Below are 21758 nucleotides of genomic sequence, written 5' to 3' on the forward strand. Positions count from 1 at the left end.
ATAATAGCCCTTAGACCAGAATGTGCGATTGCCATAATTGTATTTTAAATTGGCATGACGCTCATGGATTAGTATAGCGCTACGCCCCTTCAAAAAGCCCATAAAGCTCGAAACACTTGTTTTAGGCGGTATTCGTACGAGCATATGAATATGATTTGGCATGGCATGAGCTTCAATGATTTCTACATCTTTCATTTCGCATAATTTTCTTAAAATCGCCCCAATATCTTTTCGAAGTTGACCATAGATAATTTTTCGTCGATATTTTGGAGTGAACACAATATGATACTTACAATTCCAACGAGTATGTGATAAACTACTATCATCGTTACTAGGCATAAAAAAAATCTCCTTTCGCACAGAATTTGGTTTGCGGCCAATTCTATTATAGCGAAAGGAGATTTTTAACGCTAAAGCTATCCGTCGCCGCACACGCAGAGCGTGTGGTTTATTAGCATCATTAAAAAAATAGTAGGCAAGACCATGGCCGTGGCCTTACCTACTAATCTTAGTATGTTTTTTTGGCGTTGTGCGCTTTATTTCGACTGATTTGCTTCTTGATATTGGCTTTCAGACACCGGTTCTAGCCAGGTAGTGTCGCCTTTGCTTGGATCACGAACAATCGCCAGATGAACAAACCAGCTATCTGACGCTGCACCATGCCAATGCTTAATCCCAGCTGCGATTTCAACGACGTCTCCCGCCTTCAAGCGTTGCGCTACTTTGCCTTCTTCTTGATAATAGCCTTCGCCACCAATCACAAGTAAAATCTGACCGCCTTCATGAGTATGCCAATTGTTTCTTGCATTCGGCGCGAAAGTGACATTTCCGATTGGATTCGATTGCGTGGTAAGCATCGAAAGGTATGCATCTCCTACGAAATAATCATTGTCAATTTTTTCTCCAATTGGGAAAATGGTACTTTGGTTTAAGTCTTTTTCAATCATTCTAATCCTCTCCTTTTCTATAAAATTAGTATAAACCTTGAAGTGCACTCTAAGTAAAGTGATTTATTACAATAACAGCCTAGATGACTCTCCACAACATTTATTTGATATAACTATCTACACGCTTTTGGTTAAATTCTCCTTGTTCCACCATTTCTTTCATTTGTTCGCTGAAAATGACTTTTTCGGCGCTTTGTAACGCTTTTTTGACGGCAGCCATTTGCAACATAATATCATCATAAGATCGATTGTCATCCGTCATTTTTTTGATGGATTTAACGTGACCTTCTATTTTGGCTAGCCTATTGGAAACTGCTTTACGAACTCCCGACATCCCTATACCCCCTACTATAAAAAATATGAAATCTCATTAAACAATCAGTAATGCTTATATACAGACATCTAAATAACCCCTATATAGGGATATAAACTAAAATACTATATAGAGGTATCTTTAGTTTATATGATTCAAAGGCACCGAATTTGTTGTATTTCCGTCCTTATCAAACTGCAGCGCTCGGTAAAAATAATCATGATAAAACAGTAACCATTTTCCAGTTCCGTTAAGCTCCTCGCGCAATCGTTCTTTTGCAAAAATGGAGTCCATTGGGTAGTCGTCGTATGCGGTGACCCAGAGTACGTTTTGATGAGCGTGTGTTGGAAAGATGTCAGCCATGTGAATCGCCGACTCGCCAAGACTATCTATTCGAATTACCGCATGACCATTACTATGTCCGCCTGTTTTTTCTAAGGAAATCGCGTCGTTTAATATCAGCTCCTCTTTGTATGTCTTTACTTGATTCGCAATCCCCTGCCAGTTCTCAGACCAATAAGTTGCTTTGGAGCGAATATTAGGATGGCGTATTTCCTCCCACTCGGTTTCTGTCGTGTAGATCGTCGCATTCGGAAACAAGCTCGCACCACTCGTGTCCGTTAAGCCAACAATGTGATCAAAGTGCATATGTGACATTAAAATAACGTCAATTGCTTCTGGGGCGACGCTTAATTTCGCCAAATCTTCCAACACAAAGGATTCTTCTGTTACACCGAAATTCCGGCGTTGTTTTTTCCGTCAGACGCCCAACGCCAATTCCTGCATCAATTAAATAATGCTTGCCTTGATATTCGAAATACATCGGGTCTGTCGTACAGCGAATCTGATTTTTTTCGTTCGGCTCGTATTTTTTCTGCCACAGAGCTTTTGGGACTACGCCGAACATCGCTCCACCGTCGAAATGCGCGATTCCACCTCGTAACCAATGAATTTTTATCTCCCCTACTTGCAATGTATCCATTATTTTTACCTCCTTTATGAAAAAAAGCCAGAGCCATATATGCTCCAGCCTCTTGTTATGCTTTAAAAGTTGCTTCTAAACGATAAATCGGAAAACCTTGTGCGGAAAATTTCTCTTCGTACTCTGTCATGATATTGCCCTCGTAATCACTATGATGCAAATCAAGCGACAAATAATGCAACAACATACCGTACTCTGAAAACGCGACTAATGAATATTCGAACAAACTACGGTTGTCCGTCTTAAAATGAATTTCGCCATCTGCTGGTAGTAATACTTTATAAATATCTAAAAAACGCGGATTCGTCAAGCGACGTTTCGTATGGCGTTTCTTCGGCCACGGATCAGAGAAGTTCAAATAAACACGCGCCACTTCACCTGGCTCGAAATATTCTAATAAATCTGCCCCGTCCACCGATAGCAATCGTAAGTTCGGGATGCCAGCAACCAGTGCTTTGTCCAGCGCCGTAATCAAGACACTCTCTACCACTTCAATGCCAATATAGTTAATATCTGGATGCTTTGTTGCCATGCCAGTGACGAACTGCCCTTTTCCAGTTCCGATTTCGATATGAATCGGATTTTCATTTCCAAATAGTTCGTGCCACTTCCCTTTCCAGTCTTCTGGGTTTGCCACACATACTTCTGGATGAGCCAAGATTTTCTCTCTCGCCCACGGTTTATGTTTTACTCGCATAACGTTGCGTACACCTCATTATCACTTAATATTTTTTTCAAAAGTTGTTCTAATCGCAAGCGTTCTGGTTCACGCCCGCGTTCATACTGCCAATTCATTGCCATTAAAACCTGACAAACAGAAAACCATTTCAGTCGTTTGTAAAAAGCAGGCGTCAACTCCTGTCCATATTCTGCTAACCAATTTTTCCATTCAGCAGACGGAACATATTGATATAATAAAACCCCAACATCATTCGCTGGATCAGCAAGCATTGCCCCGTCCCAATCGACTAAATAAAGCGAATCTTCTCCTGAAAGTAGCCAGTTATTATGGTTGACATCTCCGTGGCAAACAACATGACGCGCTTCCTCTAACGTGTCCATATTCTCTGCTAAATAGCGTTGCGCTTCTAAAATTAAAGTATCATTGTAAGACGTCGTTTGAATATCCACCGTTATTTGCTTCAATAAATACGCACAGGAATAATCTTTTTTCTCAATTCGACCTAACATATCCCGTAAATGTTCTGAGCGATGAATCCGTCCTAGTAGTTTCGCAACACGAGGCTCGCGCATGTTTTCTGCATCTAGCGTTTGACTATCATCAATCCACTTCTGCGCGGTAATAACATCTCCATTTTCCACACGTCTTGTCCAGATAAGCTTAGGAACAATATTTTCTACAGAAAGCGCAGCTAAAAAAGGCGATGAATTTCTCTTTAAAAAGAACTTCTCGTCTTCATGAACAGCTACAAAAGCTTTCCCCGTCTCACCACCAGCTGGTTCTATTTCCCAATCATCGCCAAACAAATTATCTTTCATTCTACATTCACCTTCGCTTACATTGCGTCGTCTATCACTCTATATTTCGTGTGGAACTCGCCTTTATTACATCAATCCCTTTGCTAAGACGAATTGGTCTACTTGTCTTCTATGTATGTTAGAAAGATGGATAAAAAAAGAGCCATTACACTAATAGCTACCTTTTAAATTTTACTTCTCTTCTCGTCTCACGTCAAGTCAACATATGTTCGGTTTTGAAATAATACATTCGGTATAAAAATGTTACGCTTGCGATGTACTTAATTTACACAAAAAACTTTGCACACAAGGTTAGGCCCTGCGTACAAAGTTTCTAAGTTTAGCTATCCATTACTTCTGTTTTCTTAACGACTGGTGCTAGTGATTGTGGTTTTTTCTTAATGAACAATGACAAAATAACAGCAATCACAGAAAGAATAGATGATACGAGGAACGCTGTTTCAATTCCGTGAATTAAGACATGATTGGCGATTTGTTCTTTTGTCTTACCAACAACATCGGCTGCTCCTAAATTTTTGGCGTAGCTTGAAGCACTCTTGGACATCGTGGTGATGAGTAAAGCCGTGCCAAGTGAGCCCGCTATTTGCCGAACGGTATTGAACATCGCCGATCCGTGCGCTGCCATCGATAGTGGCAACGAGTTGAGCGCTGCGGTTTGTAGTGGCATCATAACCATTGCCATACCACTTGCCCGAACCGTTTGCACAATAACGATATATGTTAATGTCGTACTTTCGGTTAAGTCTGTAAACATGAATGTCGTTACAGCCATGATAATAAGCCCAATCAAGGACAAGTATTTAGCTCCAAAACGGTCAAATAGAATACCTGTCACTGGCGATAGCGCTGCGGTCATCACTGCACCTGGCAATAAGACAAGTCCAGACTCTAATGGTGTGAAATGGCGCACACTTTGCAAGAAGATTGGGAATAACAGCATGCCACCGTATAGCCCCATCATAACGAAAAAGCTTATAGTTGTTGTCAATGTAAACGTCCGATGTTGAAAAACTTTGAAGTTCAGTAAAGGTGCTTTGGCGCGGCCTTGATACCAAATAAATACAGCTAATACAACGAACCCTAATAGGACAAAACCAATAACTTTTGCAGATAAGAAATCATGATCCCCTGCGTTACTAAATCCTAATAATAAACTACCAAACCCGATGGTCGATAAAATAACACCAAGGAAATCCAATTTTGGAAAAGTACGTTTACCGACATTTTTTAATAGGAAGAAGGCAACCACTACGTCCAAAATTGCAAAAGGAATAATAATATAAAATAAGTTCCGCCAATCGTATTCTTGGACAATCCATCCTGATAACGTTGGTCCAATTGCTGGCGCGAAGTTCATGGCAAGCCCGATAAGACCCATCGCCCTTCCGCGTCGTTCCATTGGAAATAAGTTCAGTACAACGACCGTTAGAAGTGGCATAACAATACCTGCACCTATCGCTTGTACCATTCGCCCAATAATTAATACTGTATAATCTCCAGCAAAACCAGAAATCGTTGTTCCAATCGCAAATGTAATCATTGCGAATAAATAAAGTTGTCTCGTTGTAAATCGTTCAATTAGAAAAGCAGTCATCGGTATCATGACACCATTGACTAACATAAATCCAGTCGTCAGCCATTGACCTTGACTTGCTGTAATATTGAAATCCGTCATAATGCTTGGCAGCGCTACGTTCATCAATGTTTGATTCAAAATCGTAACAAATGCACCCATTAGCATCACAATCAAGATACCGTTTGTTTTAATACCATTCGTTGCTGCTTTCATGTTCATTCTTTCTTACTCCTTTCGTTCCAATAACGCAATCATTTTCTTGTGTGTCTCTAACATAGCCTCTAGCTCTTCTGTCTCTATTTCCAAAACACGCTCCAATCGATTGAAAAACAAATCATACGTTTCATCGACTTTTGCTAAGCCTTCAGCAGTTAGCTGTAAATTAAGCGCGCGACGGTTTCCTTCTTCACGTCCGCGTGTTAAGTAATTTGCTTTAACAAGACGGTCCACAATACCGCTCATTGTACTTTTATTTACCTGCACCCGTTCGGCTAGTTCGCCAAGCGTTAAGTGCGGTTCCCTTTTTAACGTTCCTAATGAAAAAAGTTGCACCGTTGTGATGTCCCGTTTCGCGGCCTCTTCTTGCAGGTATTGGTGTATTTTGCGCTGTACCGATCGAAAGGATAGCACCACTTCTCGTATCAACTTCTCATCCATATTTACTTCCCCTCCTTTAATGTTCAAGAGCGAAAGATTCGCATACGAACTATTAGCAATTATACGCCTAATTTTATCATTGTCAAGCCTATTTTTTCCTGAAAACGATAACATTGGGCGTATTCGTCAATTATTTTTTATATGTAATTAATTATATAGTTTTTGTCCCTTGATGAAAGACAAGTTGCCAGCGATTGTTCTGAAATTTCCAAATAGAGCTTCGTAAGGATGACTGCTTCTGCTCTACGTTGAAAATACGATACGTCGCAAGAACAACATCCTCAGCTAGTGGCTTGATTTCAAAGTCACTGAGTTGCATATCGACAACATCGATTCCTGTTTCTGCTATTTCCTCCTCCCGATATAAAACCCGACCAGAACTTCCAAATTCAAAAAAATCAGTAGCAAGCAATTGGCTAAGCGCATCTTTTGATGTTCGGATTTCTGGAAGAAGCAACTGTTCTTCTTGGTTTTGCAAGAGCGTTTTTAAATCTTGATTCATCGTAAACATCTCCTTAAAAAAATCGGACAAGCCTGCAAAAGACTCCTCCGATTTTGAAAATTTAACTAAATGCTAATTCGCCGCATTGCTTAAGAACTTCTGCTGCGAATGCGTCGTGAATTTTTTTCGTAATTGGGCCACGTTTACCATCGCTCACTTGTTTGCCATCAATTTCGATGATTGGCGTTACTTCAATTGTCGTACTGGAGATGAAAACCTCGTCTGCCGCTGCTAAATCCGTAAGCGTAAAGCCAGTTTCTGCAACCGGAACACCGATATCGCGCGCTACTTTTAGAATGACTTGGCGTGTAATCCCACTCAAAATAAGATTATCCGCCGCATGCGTTATCAGCGTACCGTTCTTAATAATATACGCATTGGTAGACGAGCCTTCCGTCACTTCCTCACCACGGTGCAGAATCGCTTCGAAAGCTCCAGCTTGGTGCGCCTTGTTCTTTGCCATCGTGTTTCCAAGCAAGTTCAAGCTCTTAATATCACAACGTAGCCAACGAACATCCTCTTCCAAAATCGCTTTGCGTCCTTGTTCAAATAGCGTCGTGTCACGCGACACTTCACTTGCAGAAGCCGTCAGCACACCTTCTAAAGGAAGATCAGGCACTACATGATTTCGCGGTGATTGAATACCGCGCGTAACTTGCAAGTACACATTCCCTGTTCCAATATTATTTGCTTTTAATAAGCCTTCCAGTAATTCACGTAATTCTGCTTTTTCAAAAGGAATAACAAGATCAATCTTATTCGCACTGGCGTACAGGCGATCAATGTGCTCTTCATATGTAAAGAATTGGCCATTATAAGCACGAACAACTTCGTACACACCGTCTCCGAACTGATATCCCCGATCTTCTATATCAATTTTTGCTTCTACTCGTTCTATTAATTGATTGTTTACTAATACTTTCATTGTGAGCACTCCTTTATTACCTATTTTTGCAACTATCTAAAAATTCAAATCAAAGCAGCGACGGAAAAAAAGGGTTGCATGACCACACGTTCCTCTTTTTTCCGCATCTCTACTTTCATTTAATTTTTTTCAATTATATACCTTACTTCGCTAATTTGTAAAGCGCTTCTGCATAAATTCCGATTGTTTTTACTAAATCGTCGAAATATGCGAATTCGTCTTTTTGGTGCATGGTATCTTCACGACCTGGGAATAGGGCTCCAAAGGCAACACCAGTCTCCATATGACGCGCGTAAGTTCCGCCACCGATAGCAAGCAATGTTGCTTCTTCGCCTGTTTGGCTTGTGTATACTTCTTGCAACACTTGGATTAATTTATGGTCTTTTGGTACGAATAGTGGTTTGGAGTCATCGTAGTGCGTGTATTGACCGCTATATTCGTTCACTACAGTTTCCATTTTTAGTTTTAGCTTGTCCATGTTCGCTGTCACTGGGTAACGGAAGTTGAGGCCATAACGACCGCCTTCGCTGACGCTATAACGAATCACGCCGACATTCATTGTCAATTCGCCACTTTCGTCGTCTTCGTAACGGATACCTAGTTTCATCGCACGTGAATCGCCGTATAAGTAATCTTTACCGAACATCACGAAATCATTGGCCGCACCAGTCAATGTGAATTTGCCAAGGAACGCAACTAAATGCAGGCCTGCGTTAATACCATTGTTTGGCTCCATCGCATGTGCCGCTTTACCAATTAGAGAAACTGTTACTTGGTTTCCTGATACTACAAGTTCACCATTAAGCTTCGTTTCTTTTTTGTAAGCGTCGAATTGTTTTGTAAGCTGAGCCACATCTTTAGCATCCTCCAAAACGGCTTTCGCATGGTCTGGAACCATATTGTAACGTGCGCCAGATTCAAAACTGATTAAACGGAAGTCCGCATTGCCGTCTTTTTCGCCGTCTTTGAACGAAATATCCAACTCAGAAATACCTTTTTCCGCGTGAATAATCGGAAATTCAGCATCAGGCACAAAGCCCATTGTTGGTTGTTCTTCTGTTTCAAAATAACGTTCGACACAAGACATACCGCTTTCTTCATCTGAGCCGTATATCATCCGCACACGACGTGATAATGGTAAGTCTAATTCTTTAATGATTTTCATAGCATAGTATGCCGCCATTGCTGGGCCTTTATCGTCCGCTGAGCCACGGGCAAATACTTTCCCATCTTTCAAAATTGGATCAAATGGATCATGCGACCAGTCATCGCCAACTGGTACAACGTCAACGTGACCTAGCGCTGCAACAAGTTCTTCCCCTTGTCCAAACTCTGCGTGTCCCGCTACATTTCCGACCTCTTTAATCGCAAAGCCATCTTTTTCGGCCAATTCTAAAGCAAAATCCAATGCTTTTTTCACGTCTGGGCCAAATGGTGCATCTTCTGTCGCCTGGGAATCATCGCGAACACTTGGAATGCTTAAAATGGCGAATAAATCACGTTTGAAATCCTCACGACGCTTTTCCGCTTCTTCTTGCCAATTGATTGTACTCATATTCCTAACAATCCCTTCAAATGATATATTTACTCCCCTATTGTATACTCTTTTGTAGTGACATGAAAGCATTTTGAAGCGAATTACGCCATAAATCCTTTAATCGCATCAAAATCCCAGCGAACCATGCGCGACGCAAAGACGACATCCATTCGTTCTAAGCTGCTTGCTTCCAGCGGAAACCATTCATACGCTGCATGTTCACTCGAAATTCGAACTTCACCTTCTGGTTTTTCGCACAAATAAATCACGCCGGTAATTTGATACTCTGGTTGGAAAAATTCCCACGTATCATACAAAATAAATGGCTGAACTTGTAAACCTGTTTCTTCAAGCACTTCGCGGAATAACGCCTCTCCTTTTGTCTCACCAAAGTTCATCTTACCACCAGGTAGCTCCCAGACATCTCCGTCCGCATCCGCCTTCTTTAAGGCAAGAAAATGACCATTATGTACAATAACTGCTTTTACTGCTGGAAAAATCGGTTTCATATTGCTTTCCCTCCTTTTGTGGATAGGTTATACTATATTGAACAATTAAGCAAGAAAAAGCGCAATTACATACAAAAAAAATTAAGAAAGGGCGATATATCATGAAAAAAATTACACCAAAAGTAGTTTGTGCATGGATTAAACAGAGGGATGATGAGACGAATAAAAGCGATTATGGGCGTGTTTTGTTAATCGGTGGCAATGAACTGTTAGGCGGTGCAATTATTATGGCGGCACAAGGTGCGATTCATAGCGGCGCAGGTCTTGTTTCTGTGGCGACGCATCATGTGAACAGGTCTGCACTTCATGCAAGGCTTCCTGAAGCGATGTTTATTGATTCAAGTGATACGGATTATTTGGTGAAAGCTCTGCCACAGTTTGATGCGATTTTGATTGGACCAGGGCTTGGTTTGGACGAGACGGCGCAAACGTTATTACATCTTGTTTGTGAGTATACACATGCCGAGCAGCGCGTGATTGTGGACGGTGATGGGATTACGCTATATGCGAATGGGGAGTACCCGACGCCGGATGCGACGCTGATTTTCACACCTCACCGAAAAGAATGGGAGCGCCTGACGCATACGCATACAGACAACTTGAATGACGCAAAAAATCAGGATTTCGCGGATGCATTGCATGCCATCGTTGTGTTGAAAGATCATCGCACGCGCGTGTATATCGAGGATGATATTTGGCAAAACATATATGGTACACCTGCGATGGCAACTGGAGGCATGGGAGACACGTTAGCAGGCATGATTGCAGGCTTACTCGGTCAACTTGAAACGCCAAAACATGCCGTTTTAACCGCTGTATTTTTGCACAGTTATATTGGCGAAACATTAGCGAAAAAGAAATACGTTGTTTTGCCAACCGAAGTTGCTGAACAAATTCCGTATTATTTGAAGAAATTCAGCGAAACAGATGACAATCCTTATTAATCAGCAGAACTAAGAGGTTTTTATGCCTTTTAGTTCTTTTAATTGCAAAAAAATATTTTCTAAGCAAAAAAAAGTTTGCAAACCAAAATTTTTTGGCTCGCAAACTTTTTTCATTAGGCTTTAATATGCAGTTTTCTCCTGATTGCTGCTGCTCTTGGTCCGAATACTTTGTCGAATAACCGTAGGCGCAGACTTAGATAACTATAGACGATTGCTCCTAGTCCGCCGCAAAGAATAAGCAACATCATGGAACCAAATTTCGATTCTGGGTTGATGAATAATGTGAAGCCGTAGTAAGCAAGTAAGACAACGATTGCCATTGCTAAGTTTAACATCAACATGAGTACCGTTCTTCTTAAAATAACGCTGAAATTATAGTTGGCGTATTTCCGAATAATAATCATCGCGAAAATAACGGAAACCGTGTAACCTAATCCAGTTGCCATAACAGAACCACGCGCGCCCATCCACATCATCAGTGGCATTTGGAACACGGATTTCGTCAATAAACCGAGCAATAAACTTAAAATCGTGAAACGCTGTTGGTCAATTCCTTGTAAAATCGCAGCCGTCACACTGAATAAAGATAGTAAAATCGCAACTGGTGCATATGCCGCTAAAATCTGAATCCCTGCTGGATCATGCTCGTAAAACACGGTGTAAAGCGGTTCAGCTAGAAGTGACATACCAATACAAGCCGGTAGCGTAATGAAAAGTAAGACTTGGAAAACATCGTTTAATTGTTTTTTTACATTTTCTTGTTCGCCGCGCATGTAGGCAGCTGTAACAAGTGGCACAATCGTCATCGAGAATGCCGTGGCCAAGCTGACTGGGATGATAACTAATTTTTGCGCACTGAAGTTAACAATACCGAGTAAATTCTCGCTTCATGCCCGCTGTAGCCAATCCATGTTAAAATACGTCCGAACGTGAATTGGTCGATTTGTTGATACAGAGAACTTGCAATCCCAACGACAACGAACGGAATCGCGGTAATGAAAATGTCTTTGTACATCGATGGTAGCGAAACGGTGACTTCTCCTTTACTTGTTCGCAACAAGGCATCGAGTCCTTTTTTGCGTTTGAAGAAGTACCATAGTAAGCAGATAAGGCTGGCTAGTGCGCCGATAAAGGCAGCGAATGTTGCAAGGCTAATAGCGCTCGCGATGGTGCCGTGGAGAACATACAAGACGAAAGCTGAACCCGCGAGCAAGAAGGCAATACGCACAATCTGTTCCACAACTTGAGAAACCGCAGACGGCCCCATCGATTGATAGCCTTGGAAAAAGCCACGAATCAAGCTCATAACCGGAATAACAATCAAAGCAAAGCTGACTGCTCGAATAACCGTTGTCACGTCCGCCACTGTATAACCACTGCCTTCAATTGATTGCAAGCCTGCAAGCACTGGCGCTAAAGCATACATCGCGATGAAACTCAAAATACCGGTTACAAGCATTAAGTACACGCCCGTTCTAAACAAGCGACGCCCAATCTCGTATTCACCAATAGCATTATATTTGGCGACATATTTCGCGACCGCAAGCGGAACCCCTGCTGTTGCTATTCCTAGAAAGATTTGATACGGTACATAACCGAAGTTGTACAATGTCATCGGACCTGCGCCACCCATAATCCAGTAGAAAGGGATGACATAGAATAGACCTAGAAATTTAGAAATAAACGTTCCTAATGTTAAAATAAATGTGCCACGTAGTAGTTTTGAAGAAGACATAGATCTCGTCCTTTATTATAAAGTGCTCAAAATGGAGCCGTTTTAGTGTAAAAAGAAAACACAACTAAATTTTAGTTTACTCCTTCTTGCACAAGCTTGCAATCATTAGTTGAAAAATATCAAAAAAAAAAGCGAAAAAAAATTTTCGCTTTTTATCTTGTGAGCTGACTCGCTCCTGTTATAAATGCGCTAAGTTCCTCATGCTTGCCTTCGTGCAATAGCTGCACCACTTTGCTCCCAACAATCACACCGTCACAAACATTCGCAAAACGAGCAACGTGGTCTAAGTTCGAAATTCCGAATCCGGCTAGCACGGGGACTGGGCTGACCTGTTTTAAGAAAGTTAAGGTTTCGTCAATCGTGTCTCCGAACACGGCGCGTTCTCCGGTTGTGCCGTTTACTGTGACTGCGTAGATAAAGCCTTGCGCTTGTTTGGCGATTAGCTCAATACGCTCTTTCGGGCTGGTTAGTGAGATAAGTGGAATGAGCGCGATATCTGTGTTTTCAAGGTATGGCTGGACTAGGTCGCGATGTTCATACGGTAAATCAGGGATAATTAACCCCTTAATCGGTGTTTTTTGTGCTAGTTCGATAAATTTTTCTACGCCTAAATGGTAGATTGGGTTGAAATAACTCATAACAACGAGTGGAATGTCTATTTTGCTTGTTGCTAATCGGTTTAGAATTTGTTCTAAGCTAATATTGTCTGCTAGTGCGCGTGATCCGGCTTTTTGAATGACTGGACCGTCTGCCACTGGGTCGGAAAAAGGAATACCGATTTCGATAGCTGTCGCGCCTGCATCGCTTAGAAGTTGCATCTGAGACTCTAATTGGCCAAGACCTCCGTCGCCTGCATCATGTATGGGACAACGGCTACATGCGCTTTTTCGATTGCTTGTTGTAATTTCATTTTTCGTTATCTCCTTTCAAACGTGCGCGGATTTGATCCACGTCTTTATCACCACGACCAGACAGGCACACAATCATGCTTTCTTCGGGGTTCATTTTGGCTGCTAGTTTCACGGCAAAAGCAATCGCATGTGAGCTTTCCAATGCTGGGATGATACCTTCTGTGCGGCAAAGTAATTGAAACGCTTCGACGGCTTCATCGTCTGTTACCGAGGCGTATTCGGCGCGACCTTCATCACGGAAATGGCTATGCTCTGGACCAATTCCCGGATAATCAAGCCCCGCGGAAATCGAATAAGCTTCTTGGATTTGACCGGCATCGTCTTGTAAAATGTGCATCATCGCGCCGTGCAGGACGCCGATTTCACCTTTCGTTAAGGACGCTGCGTGAAAAGCGGTATCAAGACCGGAGCCTGCTGCTTCGACGCCGTACATTTTGACTGCTTTATCGTTCACGAAAGGATAGAAAAGTCCCATCGCATTGCTGCCTCCGCCGATACAAGCTACGATTGCTTCTGGAAGGCGGTTTTCTTTTTCAAGGTGCTGAGCGCGTGCTTCTTTGCCGATAACGCTTTGGAAATCACGGACAATTTGCGGGAATGGATGTGGTCCTAGGACAGAACCCATGATGTAATGCGTGTCCTCTACGTTGGCAACCCAATAACGCAAAGCTTCATTGACAGCGTCTTTGAGCGTACCGTTACCACCTGAAACACTAACAACTTTTGCGCCGAGAAGTTCCATTCGAAAAACGTTTAACTGCTGACGGCGAATGTCTTCTTCTCCCATAAAAATCGTACACTCAAGGTTGAACAGAGCCGCTACGGTTGCTGTTGCGACGCCATGTTGGCCTGCGCCTGTTTCTGCGACGACTTTCTTTTTGCCCATTTGGCGAGTTAGCAAGGCTTGACCGATGCAGTTATTGATTTTGTGCGCGCCTGTGTGATTGAGGTCTTCACGTTTTAAGTAAATTTTGGCGCCGCCCGCGTGTTTGGTTAGTTGTTCCGCGAAATAAAGCGGTGATTCACGACCGACATAATCGCGTAAATAGTAGTTTAGTTCTTTTTGAAACGCCTCATCTTTTTTGGATTGCTCGTAAGCTGCTTCTAGTTCTGTGACTGCTTTCATTAATGTTTCTGGGACGAATTGTCCGCCATAATTGCCGTAAAAACCAGCTTTGTTCGGTGCGTTGTAACTCATATTTATTTCGACTCCTTTGCTTTTTGGATGAATGTGATGATTTTTTCAGGATCTTTCGTACCGTTTGTTTCGACACCAGATGAGATATCAACGGCGAATGGATGAAATTTTGCGATTGCCATTTGGACATTTTCTGCGTTTAATCCGCCTGCAATGATGATTTTTTCTTGTGGCAAAATGGTATCGTTGAGGCTTTCCCAGTCAAACGTTTCACCGCTACCGCCCTCGTATTCGGAAGCTGGTGCGTCAAGCAACAGGAGGCTATTGGGGTAGACTTCGATGTTCCCGCTAATTTGGCCGTCTTTCACTTGGAAGGCTTTGATGGTTGGACAGTTGATTTTAGCGACTTCTTCTGGGGTTTCTTGACCATGACATTGCACGATATCAAGTGGCACTGTTGCTGCGATACGATTGATTTCGGACGGGCTTTCATTCACAAAAACGCCTACTTTTTTCACTGTGCTTGGGAGTTTTTTAGCAAGCATATGCGCCTGATCTGCTGTGACTTGACGTTTGCTTCTTGCGAAAACAAAACCGATCATATCCGCACCATTGGCTACTGCTACATCAACGTCTGCACGGTATTTCAAACCGCAAATTTTGACCTGTGTCATACGCGGTCTACCTTCAGTTTGCTCGCTGCTTGCTCTACATTTTCTGCACGCATTAATGCTTCGCCAACTAACACCACTTGGTAGTTCTTCGCAACACGGGCGACATCGGCAGATTCGCGAATTCCGCTTTCGCTGATATAACAAGCATCCGTTCGCGAAAATTGCTTGGCAACGCGCTCACTAACCGCAATATCGACGACAAAACTATGTAAATCGCGATTGTTCACGCCAATTAATTTCGCACCTAAACGTTCCGCAACTTCTAATTCCACTTCATTATGCACTTCGACAAGTACTTCCAAATCAAGTGAAACCGCCTGCTTGTACAACGTTGCCAAGTCGTCTTCTGATAGCGCTGCGACAATTAGCAGAATGATAGAAGCCCCAGCATTTTTCGCACGAATTAATTGTTTTTCGCTGACGATAAAATCTTTACATAACACAGGAATCGATACTGCTTTCGCAACAGCCCGCAAGTCCTCAATATTTCCTTGGAAGAATGCCTGATCTGTTAAAACAGAAATCGCGCCAGCTCCTGCTTTCTCATAACTTTTTGCTTGTGCAACAGGATCAACATCCAAATTAATAGCACCTTTTGAGGGAGAAGCTCGTTTCACCTCTGCAATAAGTTGCACCGCCTCTTTATTCGTTTGTAAAAAATCATAAAAATAAGGCTTTTGGCGTTCCAATTTGACTTTCTCTAATGGCATGTCCGCCACCTCTTGCGCTTTTTTAGCTAAAATTTCTTCTAAAAACGTCATCCTACTAATCGCTCCTTCTGACATTCTAGTAATTTCGTTAATTTGGCGTATGCCGCGCCGCTATCGATTAATTGTTTTGCCATCTCGATTCCTGTTTCTAATGTGGATACTTTCCCGTGAGCAAGCAAACCTAGTCCTGCATTTAAGACAACAGTATCGTAATAAGCACCTGGCTCTGCTTGTAAAACGGATAACAAAATTTCTGCATTTCGTTTCGCATTGCCACCTTTGATTGCCTCCAAATCACGACTTTCCATACCCACATCTTCTGGCGTAAACGTGTGTAGCGTCACTTCACCATTTTCAAGTAGTGCGTAATGATTTTCACCTGCAAGAGAAGCCTCATCGGTAAAACCACCACCGTTCACAACAATCGCGCGTTTCCGGCCCAAATTTCCAAGAACCGTAGCCGTTTGCGCTAATAAATCACGACGGTAAATGCCCATAAGCTGCGTTTCAAGCTTCACAGGATTTGTTAACGGTCCGATTAAATTAAAAATCGTCGGTGTATTCAGTTCGCGTCTCACGCCCATCACATATTTCATATTTGGATGAACATGCGGTGCGAATAGAAAAGCAATACCAGCATTCTCCAGTAAATATACCATATCGCTCGCTTGAAGCGAAATATCTATGCCTAGTTCCTGACACACATCCGCGCTTCCCGACCGGCTTGAAATGCTACGATTGCCATGTTTGGCGACTTTGATACCAGCTGCTGCCAATACAAACGCGGACGTCGTACTCACATTAAAACTCATCGACTTGTCACCGCCGGTTCCGCAGTTATCCATCGTATTCGCGCCATCCATCGGTAATTGCATCGCCATCCCTTGCATCGTTTCTGCGATTGCTTGCATCTCCTCAATCGTTTCTCCTTTTATTTTCAAAGCCATCAGGAAAGCCGCCATCTGTGCCTGCGTCAACTTCCCTGCAAAAATGGCTGTCGCTACATCACGCATTTCTTCTCGCGTTAAATTTTGTTGGTCATATACTTTTTGCAAATACGCTTCCATCCTGCTTTCCCTCCTTCTCTACAATCGCCACAAAATTAGCCATCATTTGTTTTCCGTCAAGTGTTCCAATCGATTCTGGATGAAACTGTAACCCATAAACTGGATAATCACGCAACTGCATCGCCATAATTTCATCATCATCGAGCGATCGTGCCAAAACTTCTAAATCTTCCGGAAAATCTGCCTTCTCTACAATAAGCGAATGATACCGCATAATTTCCAATTCCTCACCCAGTCCAGCAAAAATCGCACCACCACTTTGTTTCATCATCGAAACTTTACCGTGTCTAATTTTCTCTGCCTGGCTCACTGTCCCACCGAAAACTTCGCCAATCGCTTGATGTCCCAAACAAATACCTAACATCGGCTTTTGTTTCGCGAACACCCGCACAACCTCTTCCAGCAATCCAGCCTCGCTCGGCTTCCCAGGTCCCGGTGACAACACAATCCCCGTCGCGCGCTCCGCCATCGTCATCAAATCCGCCGCATCATTCCGTCTCACAACAACCTCACTCGCATATTCCATCAAATACTGCTCCAAGTTATACGTAAACGAGTCATAATTATCCACTAGTAAAATCATTTCCCAACCTCCAGTAATGCTTTTGCTTTTTGCAACGTCTCTAAATACTCACTCTCAGGGTCCGAATCATACACGACACCTGCGCCCGCCTGCACATAAGCCGTTCCGTTATGCAACACCATCGTCCGAATCGCCAGTGCAAAATCACAATCCCCGCGGTGCGTCAAATACCCAACAGCACCCGCGTAAGGCCCACGTTTTACATTTTCCCACTCATAAATCCGTTCCATTGCGCGAATCTTAGGCGCCCCACTAACCGTCCCAGCTGGCAATACCGATTTCAACGCATCCATTGCCGTCAACCCCGGTTTCAACTGTCCTTCCACGACTGACACCAAATGCATCAAAAAGCGATACCGCTCAATCGTCAAGTACACTGGAACACGCACCGTCCCTGTCACAGCAACCTTCCCAATATCATTCCGGCCAAGATCCACAAGCATCCGATGTTCCGCCAGCTCCTTCTCATCATGTAGTAGCTCGTCAGCCAGACGCTCATCCTCCTGCTTCGTCTCCCCCCGTCTACGCGTCCCCGCAATCGGATTCGTCACCACAACGTCCCCCGTTACACTCACCAAACTCTCCGGCGAAGACCCAATCAACTTCGTCTCACCAAAATCCACAAAAAACAAGTACGGCGAAGGATTCAGCAATCGCAATTTCCGATAATAATCAAACGCATCTCCCGTAAACTTCGCCTCTAAACGCTGCGACAAAACAATTTGAAAGAAATCTCCATCACGAATATGCGCCTTCGCACGTTCCACCAACGCCATGTATTCCGATTTCGTCGTATTGCTAGCATATTCCATCGGCGCCACCATCACATCACGCAACTCCCACTCATTCGGCGTCACCAACTGCTCCCGCATCAACATCATCGCGCGCTCCATCTCACTTTCTGCACGCCCTGTATAACAATTATCCTGTACCAGCATGATTTCCTCCGCCTGATGATCCATAATCAAAAACGACTCATACAACATAAAATGGCTATCCGCTAGTCCATCACGCGTCTCAATCGGCATCTCGCCCAAGTCCTCATACAATGCAATCGTGTCATACCCAACATACCCAATCGCCCCAGCTTCAAAAGGTAAAACCGACTCCGCCCCGCTCTCCGTTCGAATCAACCGATCCAGTTCCAACAACGGATCCGTCACTGTTCTTTCCACACCATCCATTACGAACCTCGTCCCATGAATCGCAATCTCGTGTACCGGGTCCATCGCAATAATCGAATAGCGCCCCACATCCGCATCCCGAGCCGCACCTTCCAGCAATGCTTTATTTTTCCCATCTAAACGTTCATACGCCAAAATCGCCGTAATCGTATCCGCCTGCATTTTTTTCACTAATCTCATCTTCCATTCCTCCATTTCAATATACAAAAAAGCCCCCTAAAGACGACAGCATTATACACTGTATCTTTAGAGGGCGAAAATTCGCGGTACCACCTCATATTAGAACTAACAAAGTTCCATCTCATTCGAGTACACGTTCATACTCTATCTCGTTAACGGGAGAACCCGGCAGCTCCTACTTCTTCGTTCAAAGCCGCACGCGCAAGGACCACTTCAGCAAAAGGATTTTATCAGTTCACACCAGCCACTGACTCTCTATAAAAATCATTTTTGCTTACTCTTCTTGCTTTATGCTTTGGTTTTATGGTCAATCTTGGTTTTTCATCTTATTACGCATTTCATTCTTGCTTTGCTTCGTTGTACTAGGGGATTACATTCTCGCTTTGTTCGAACGCCCCCAACAAAAAGAGCCTCCCTCCATACCTAATAAAATTAGATAAGGACGGGAGACCCGTGGTGCCACCTTCATTAATCGAAAAACGATTCACTCAATCCCACATAACTATGGGTTGCCTTGTGTAACGATAAGGCCTAATCGCTAACTCCTACTGAGGAAAATCCTGTTCAGCTTAGTCGCTCCGAAGTCCATTCACATCATTTTCGCTACTGATTCGCACCAACCATCAGCTCTCTAAAAAACGTCCATCATGTTACTTACTCTTCATCAACGCAAGAATTAATATAGAACTTATAATAGCGGATATTTCGCCAGAAGTCAAGCAATTCTTTTCAAGAAATAGCGCAACCTATGTAACTCACGATTCTCTAAATCGATTTGTTGCCGCGCGTGATGCCCTTATTTGTTCAATCATATCCTCATAATGATGCGATGCATAGAAATAAAATAAAATATCAATCACCAGAAATTGTGCCTGTCTGGAACTTGTCGCTGCACTTCGCAACTCTGTTTCCGGTGCACGCGACGTTTCCAGTGCCACATCTGTTTTTTGTTTTAATTTATTTTGACCGAAACGCGTTAAACTAATCAGCTTCAGCCCATTATTTTGCGCTTCATCTGCCAACTGCAACACTTCGCTCGTCTCACCACTATTTGAAATCGCGAAGAACAATGCCTTTTTAGAACCAGCCGCAAAAGCCATCGCTAAAATATGCGGATCAGCTATCGCTACAGCGTGTTTTCCAGCACGCATCCACTTCTGTGCAATATCCTCGGCAATCAACCAAGAAGCACCGACACCGTAAGCATAAATCGTATCCGCCTGCTGTAACATATCACAAGCCAGTAATATTTTTTCCTTATCCAACTGTCCTACTGTATCATTCAACGTCTGAACCGTGTTCGATACTAATTTACGCGTAATTTCTTCAAAATCTTCATTCGGCTCGATATCATAATAACCCGTTTTCTCAGGCTTCACAAGCTCCACCGAAAGTTTCATTTTCAGTTCGGGAAAACCATCTAGCCCCATGGAATGGCAAAAACGAATGACCGCAGCCCCACTGGCACCAGAACATCCCGCCAATTCATGAATCGACATTTTAACAATTTTGCTAGGGTCGTCCAAAATGGCGCGTCCCACTTTCGCCTCTGATTTCGGCAATTCTTCCAGCATTCCTTGAATGCGATTAATGATGCTTCCCATTATAAACGTTGCCACCTCCATCATTGCTTTTCTAATATCTCAATTATAGCACGAATTGCAAAAAGAAGTGAGACGAAAAACTCGTCCCACCATCTTTTTGTTATGCTTCCACAGCTTCCATTGCATCTTTTGGTGTTCCCCACAAATACGTAAGGATGAAACCACCGATATAAGCCGCAAGTAAACCAATGACATACTCCAACCATGTATTATTAGCGATAAGCGGAATTAATGCCACGCCTGATGGACCAATGGCAATCGCACCAACGTTTCCGAAGAAGCCAATGACCGCTCCACCAATACCACCACCTAGGCATGCCGTAATGAACGGACGACCTAGCGGAATTGTAACACCGTAGATTAACGGCTCACCAATACCTAGAATACCTACAGGTAGGCCACCTTTAATCATGTTAACTAAAGGTTTATTTTTACGGCAACGCATCCAAAGTGCAATTGACGCGCCAACTTGTCCGCCACCTGCCATTGCAAGCATTGGAAGTAAGATTGTATATCCATTTTGTGCAATCATTTCAACATGAATAGGAGTCAACACTTGGTGTAACCCGAGCATTACCATCGGCAAGAACAGCGTCCCTAGAACAAATCCAGCGAACAGCCCACCTTTTGCGATAATCCAGTTGATACTACCAACAAGGCTAGTCGAAATAACCCCGGCAAACGGCATAATAATGAATACCGTAAACAAGCCAATAATAAGCAACGCAATCATCGGTGTTAAAATAATATCCAATGAATTTGGAATCCATTTACGTAAAAATTTCTCTAACACACAAAGCAAGTAAACCGCTAAAAGTACCCCGATAATACCGCCTTGTCCTGCAACCATATCACTACCATTGAAAATGTTTTTAATCGGTGTCTCAGGCGTCACACCCATCAATAAGGTTACCCCACCGATAGCCCCACCAAGTACGGGTGTGCCACCGAATTCTTGCGCTGTATTAATACCAACATAAATAACTAAGAATGAGAAAATACCATTTTTGATTACAGTTAAAATCGTTACATATTGCATCCAAGTTGCTGTATCGAGATTGCCCGCTTGAATATTATTGAAAAGAATTGCCGCAATACCCGCAATTAGGCCTGCTCCAACAAACCCTGGAATTAGTGGAACAAAAATATTAGCTACTGATTTTAATAAACGTTTAAAACCTGATGTATTATTTTGCTTTTGTTTCATGTTTGCTTTTGTCGCTGCTGCTTTTTCTTCTACGAGTTGTTTCCCTGTTTTCGCTGTATCATCACTTGTTACTGCGCTGTCAAGATTATCAGGTAATACTTCACCTAGCTTCACACCAGCCATGTCACACATCGCGCCGGCTACTTTATTTACAAAGCCCGGTCCAACGATGATTTGAAGTGTGTCGTCTTCTACGACACCTAAAACGCCTGGTGCCTTTTTAAGACCTTCCACATTTACTTTACTTGTATCTTTAATTCCTAAACGCACGCGAGTCATACAATGTGCGATTTTAGAAACGTTTTCCATGCCGCCAACTTCTTCAAAAATCTTTTGACCTAAGTCTTGTTCTTTTGTCATGTTCGCTCACTCC

Annotated in this window: 20 protein-coding genes, 3 pseudogenes and 2 other annotated features; of the genes and pseudogenes, 1 reads left to right on the forward strand and 22 read right to left on the reverse strand. The window is 43.0% G+C overall.

Annotated features, from left to right (window positions below; all coding sequences use genetic code 11):
• From tnpA to PRIP_RS12005, 12 genes and pseudogenes are all read right to left on the reverse strand, one after another.
• A partial coding sequence (gene tnpA, locus PRIP_RS11950; protein ID WP_036101361.1) for an IS200/IS605 family transposase occupies positions 1-339 on the reverse strand: 339 nt, incomplete at its 3' end.
• 197 nt (positions 340-536) lie between these two features.
• On the reverse strand, positions 537-947 hold the full coding sequence (locus tag PRIP_RS11955; protein ID WP_036101362.1) for a cupin domain-containing protein: 411 nt from the start codon (positions 945-947) through the stop codon (positions 537-539).
• Between the two features lie 100 nt (positions 948-1047).
• Positions 1048-1281: a metal-sensing transcriptional repressor gene (locus tag PRIP_RS11960; protein ID WP_036101363.1), complete on the reverse strand. Its 234-nt coding sequence runs from the start codon at positions 1279-1281 to the stop codon at positions 1048-1050.
• A 120-nt stretch (positions 1282-1401) separates the two neighbouring features.
• A pseudogene (locus tag PRIP_RS11965) lies at positions 1402-2242 on the reverse strand (MBL fold metallo-hydrolase).
• A 55-nt stretch (positions 2243-2297) separates the two neighbouring features.
• Positions 2298-2939: a tRNA (guanosine(46)-N7)-methyltransferase TrmB gene (gene trmB / locus PRIP_RS11970; RefSeq protein ID WP_036101364.1), complete on the reverse strand. Its 642-nt coding sequence runs from the start codon at positions 2937-2939 to the stop codon at positions 2298-2300.
• Positions 2930-3742, reverse strand: a complete 813-nt coding sequence (locus tag PRIP_RS11975; protein ID WP_036101365.1) for a phosphotransferase family protein — start codon at positions 3740-3742, stop codon at positions 2930-2932. Before PRIP_RS11975 ends, trmB begins: the two co-directional genes overlap by 10 nt.
• Before the next feature lie 319 nt (positions 3743-4061).
• On the reverse strand, positions 4062-5537 hold the full coding sequence (gene mdrM / locus PRIP_RS11980; protein ID WP_036101366.1) for a multidrug efflux MFS transporter MdrM: 1476 nt from the start codon (positions 5535-5537) through the stop codon (positions 4062-4064).
• 6 nt (positions 5538-5543) lie between these two features.
• On the reverse strand, positions 5544-5975 hold the full coding sequence (locus PRIP_RS11985) for a MarR family winged helix-turn-helix transcriptional regulator (RefSeq protein ID WP_036101367.1): 432 nt from the start codon (positions 5973-5975) through the stop codon (positions 5544-5546).
• Between the two features lie 151 nt (positions 5976-6126).
• Positions 6127-6477 (reverse strand): nuclear transport factor 2 family protein, encoded by a 351-nt coding sequence (locus PRIP_RS11990; RefSeq protein ID WP_036101368.1) that lies wholly within the window; start codon positions 6475-6477, stop codon positions 6127-6129.
• A gap of 61 nt (positions 6478-6538) precedes the next feature.
• Positions 6539-7402, reverse strand: coding sequence for a D-amino-acid transaminase (gene dat, locus PRIP_RS11995; RefSeq protein ID WP_036101369.1), 864 nt, complete (start codon positions 7400-7402; stop codon positions 6539-6541).
• Positions 7403-7544: 142 nt separating this feature from the next.
• Positions 7545-8957, reverse strand: a complete 1413-nt coding sequence (gene pepV, locus PRIP_RS12000; RefSeq protein WP_036101370.1) for a dipeptidase PepV — start codon at positions 8955-8957, stop codon at positions 7545-7547.
• A gap of 83 nt (positions 8958-9040) precedes the next feature.
• Positions 9041-9448: an NUDIX hydrolase gene (locus PRIP_RS12005; protein WP_036101371.1), complete on the reverse strand. Its 408-nt coding sequence runs from the start codon at positions 9446-9448 to the stop codon at positions 9041-9043.
• 101 nt (positions 9449-9549) lie between these two features.
• On the opposite strand from PRIP_RS12005, the gene PRIP_RS12010 reads away from it, so the two are divergent.
• Complete coding sequence (locus PRIP_RS12010) at positions 9550-10392, forward strand: NAD(P)H-hydrate dehydratase (RefSeq protein ID WP_036101372.1); 843 nt, start codon at positions 9550-9552, stop codon at positions 10390-10392.
• Positions 10393-10505: 113 nt separating this feature from the next.
• Here PRIP_RS12010 and PRIP_RS12015 read toward each other — a convergent pair.
• The 10 genes and pseudogenes from PRIP_RS12015 to PRIP_RS12060 all read right to left on the reverse strand — a co-directional run bounded on the left by PRIP_RS12015 (position 10506) and on the right by PRIP_RS12060 (position 21745).
• A pseudogene (locus tag PRIP_RS12015) lies at positions 10506-12127 on the reverse strand (putative polysaccharide biosynthesis protein).
• A 152-nt stretch (positions 12128-12279) separates the two neighbouring features.
• Positions 12280-13037, reverse strand: a pseudogene (gene trpA / locus PRIP_RS12020) (tryptophan synthase subunit alpha).
• The gene (trpB, locus tag PRIP_RS12025; protein WP_036101373.1) at positions 13034-14236 is read right to left on the reverse strand and encodes a tryptophan synthase subunit beta; all 1203 of its coding nucleotides are present in this window, start codon (positions 14234-14236) and stop codon (positions 13034-13036) included. Before trpB ends, trpA begins: the two are co-directional and overlap by 4 nt.
• Before the next feature lie 2 nt (positions 14237-14238).
• Positions 14239-14850: a phosphoribosylanthranilate isomerase gene (locus PRIP_RS12030; protein ID WP_036101374.1), complete on the reverse strand. Its 612-nt coding sequence runs from the start codon at positions 14848-14850 to the stop codon at positions 14239-14241.
• The gene (trpC, locus tag PRIP_RS12035) at positions 14847-15611 is read right to left on the reverse strand and encodes an indole-3-glycerol phosphate synthase TrpC (RefSeq protein WP_036101375.1); all 765 of its coding nucleotides are present in this window, start codon (positions 15609-15611) and stop codon (positions 14847-14849) included. Before trpC ends, PRIP_RS12030 begins: the two co-directional genes overlap by 4 nt.
• Positions 15608-16627, reverse strand: coding sequence for an anthranilate phosphoribosyltransferase (trpD, locus tag PRIP_RS12040; RefSeq protein ID WP_036101376.1), 1020 nt, complete (start codon positions 16625-16627; stop codon positions 15608-15610). Before trpD ends, trpC begins: the two co-directional genes overlap by 4 nt.
• Positions 16599-17210, reverse strand: coding sequence for an anthranilate synthase component II (locus PRIP_RS12045; RefSeq protein ID WP_036101377.1), 612 nt, complete (start codon positions 17208-17210; stop codon positions 16599-16601). The genes trpD and PRIP_RS12045 overlap by 29 nt, the downstream gene beginning before the upstream one ends.
• Entirely contained in the window at positions 17207-18574 is a 1368-nt protein-coding gene (gene trpE, locus PRIP_RS12050; RefSeq protein WP_036101378.1) for an anthranilate synthase component I, read from the reverse strand. Before trpE ends, PRIP_RS12045 begins: the two co-directional genes overlap by 4 nt.
• A 66-nt stretch (positions 18575-18640) precedes the next feature.
• Positions 18641-18874: a binding site (T-box leader), on the reverse strand.
• A 135-nt stretch (positions 18875-19009) separates the two neighbouring features.
• Positions 19010-19251 (reverse strand) — a binding site (T-box leader).
• A gap of 78 nt (positions 19252-19329) precedes the next feature.
• The gene (locus PRIP_RS12055; RefSeq protein WP_036101379.1) at positions 19330-20178 is read right to left on the reverse strand and encodes a MurR/RpiR family transcriptional regulator; all 849 of its coding nucleotides are present in this window, start codon (positions 20176-20178) and stop codon (positions 19330-19332) included.
• A 100-nt stretch (positions 20179-20278) separates the two neighbouring features.
• Entirely contained in the window at positions 20279-21745 is a 1467-nt protein-coding gene (locus PRIP_RS12060) for a PTS transporter subunit EIIC (RefSeq protein WP_036101380.1), read from the reverse strand.
• Positions 21746-21758 lie beyond the last annotated feature (13 nt).

The organism is Paenilisteria riparia FSL S10-1204, assembly GCF_000525995.1.
In the GTDB taxonomy this organism is placed as follows: domain Bacteria; phylum Bacillota; class Bacilli; order Lactobacillales; family Listeriaceae; genus Listeria_A; species Listeria_A riparia.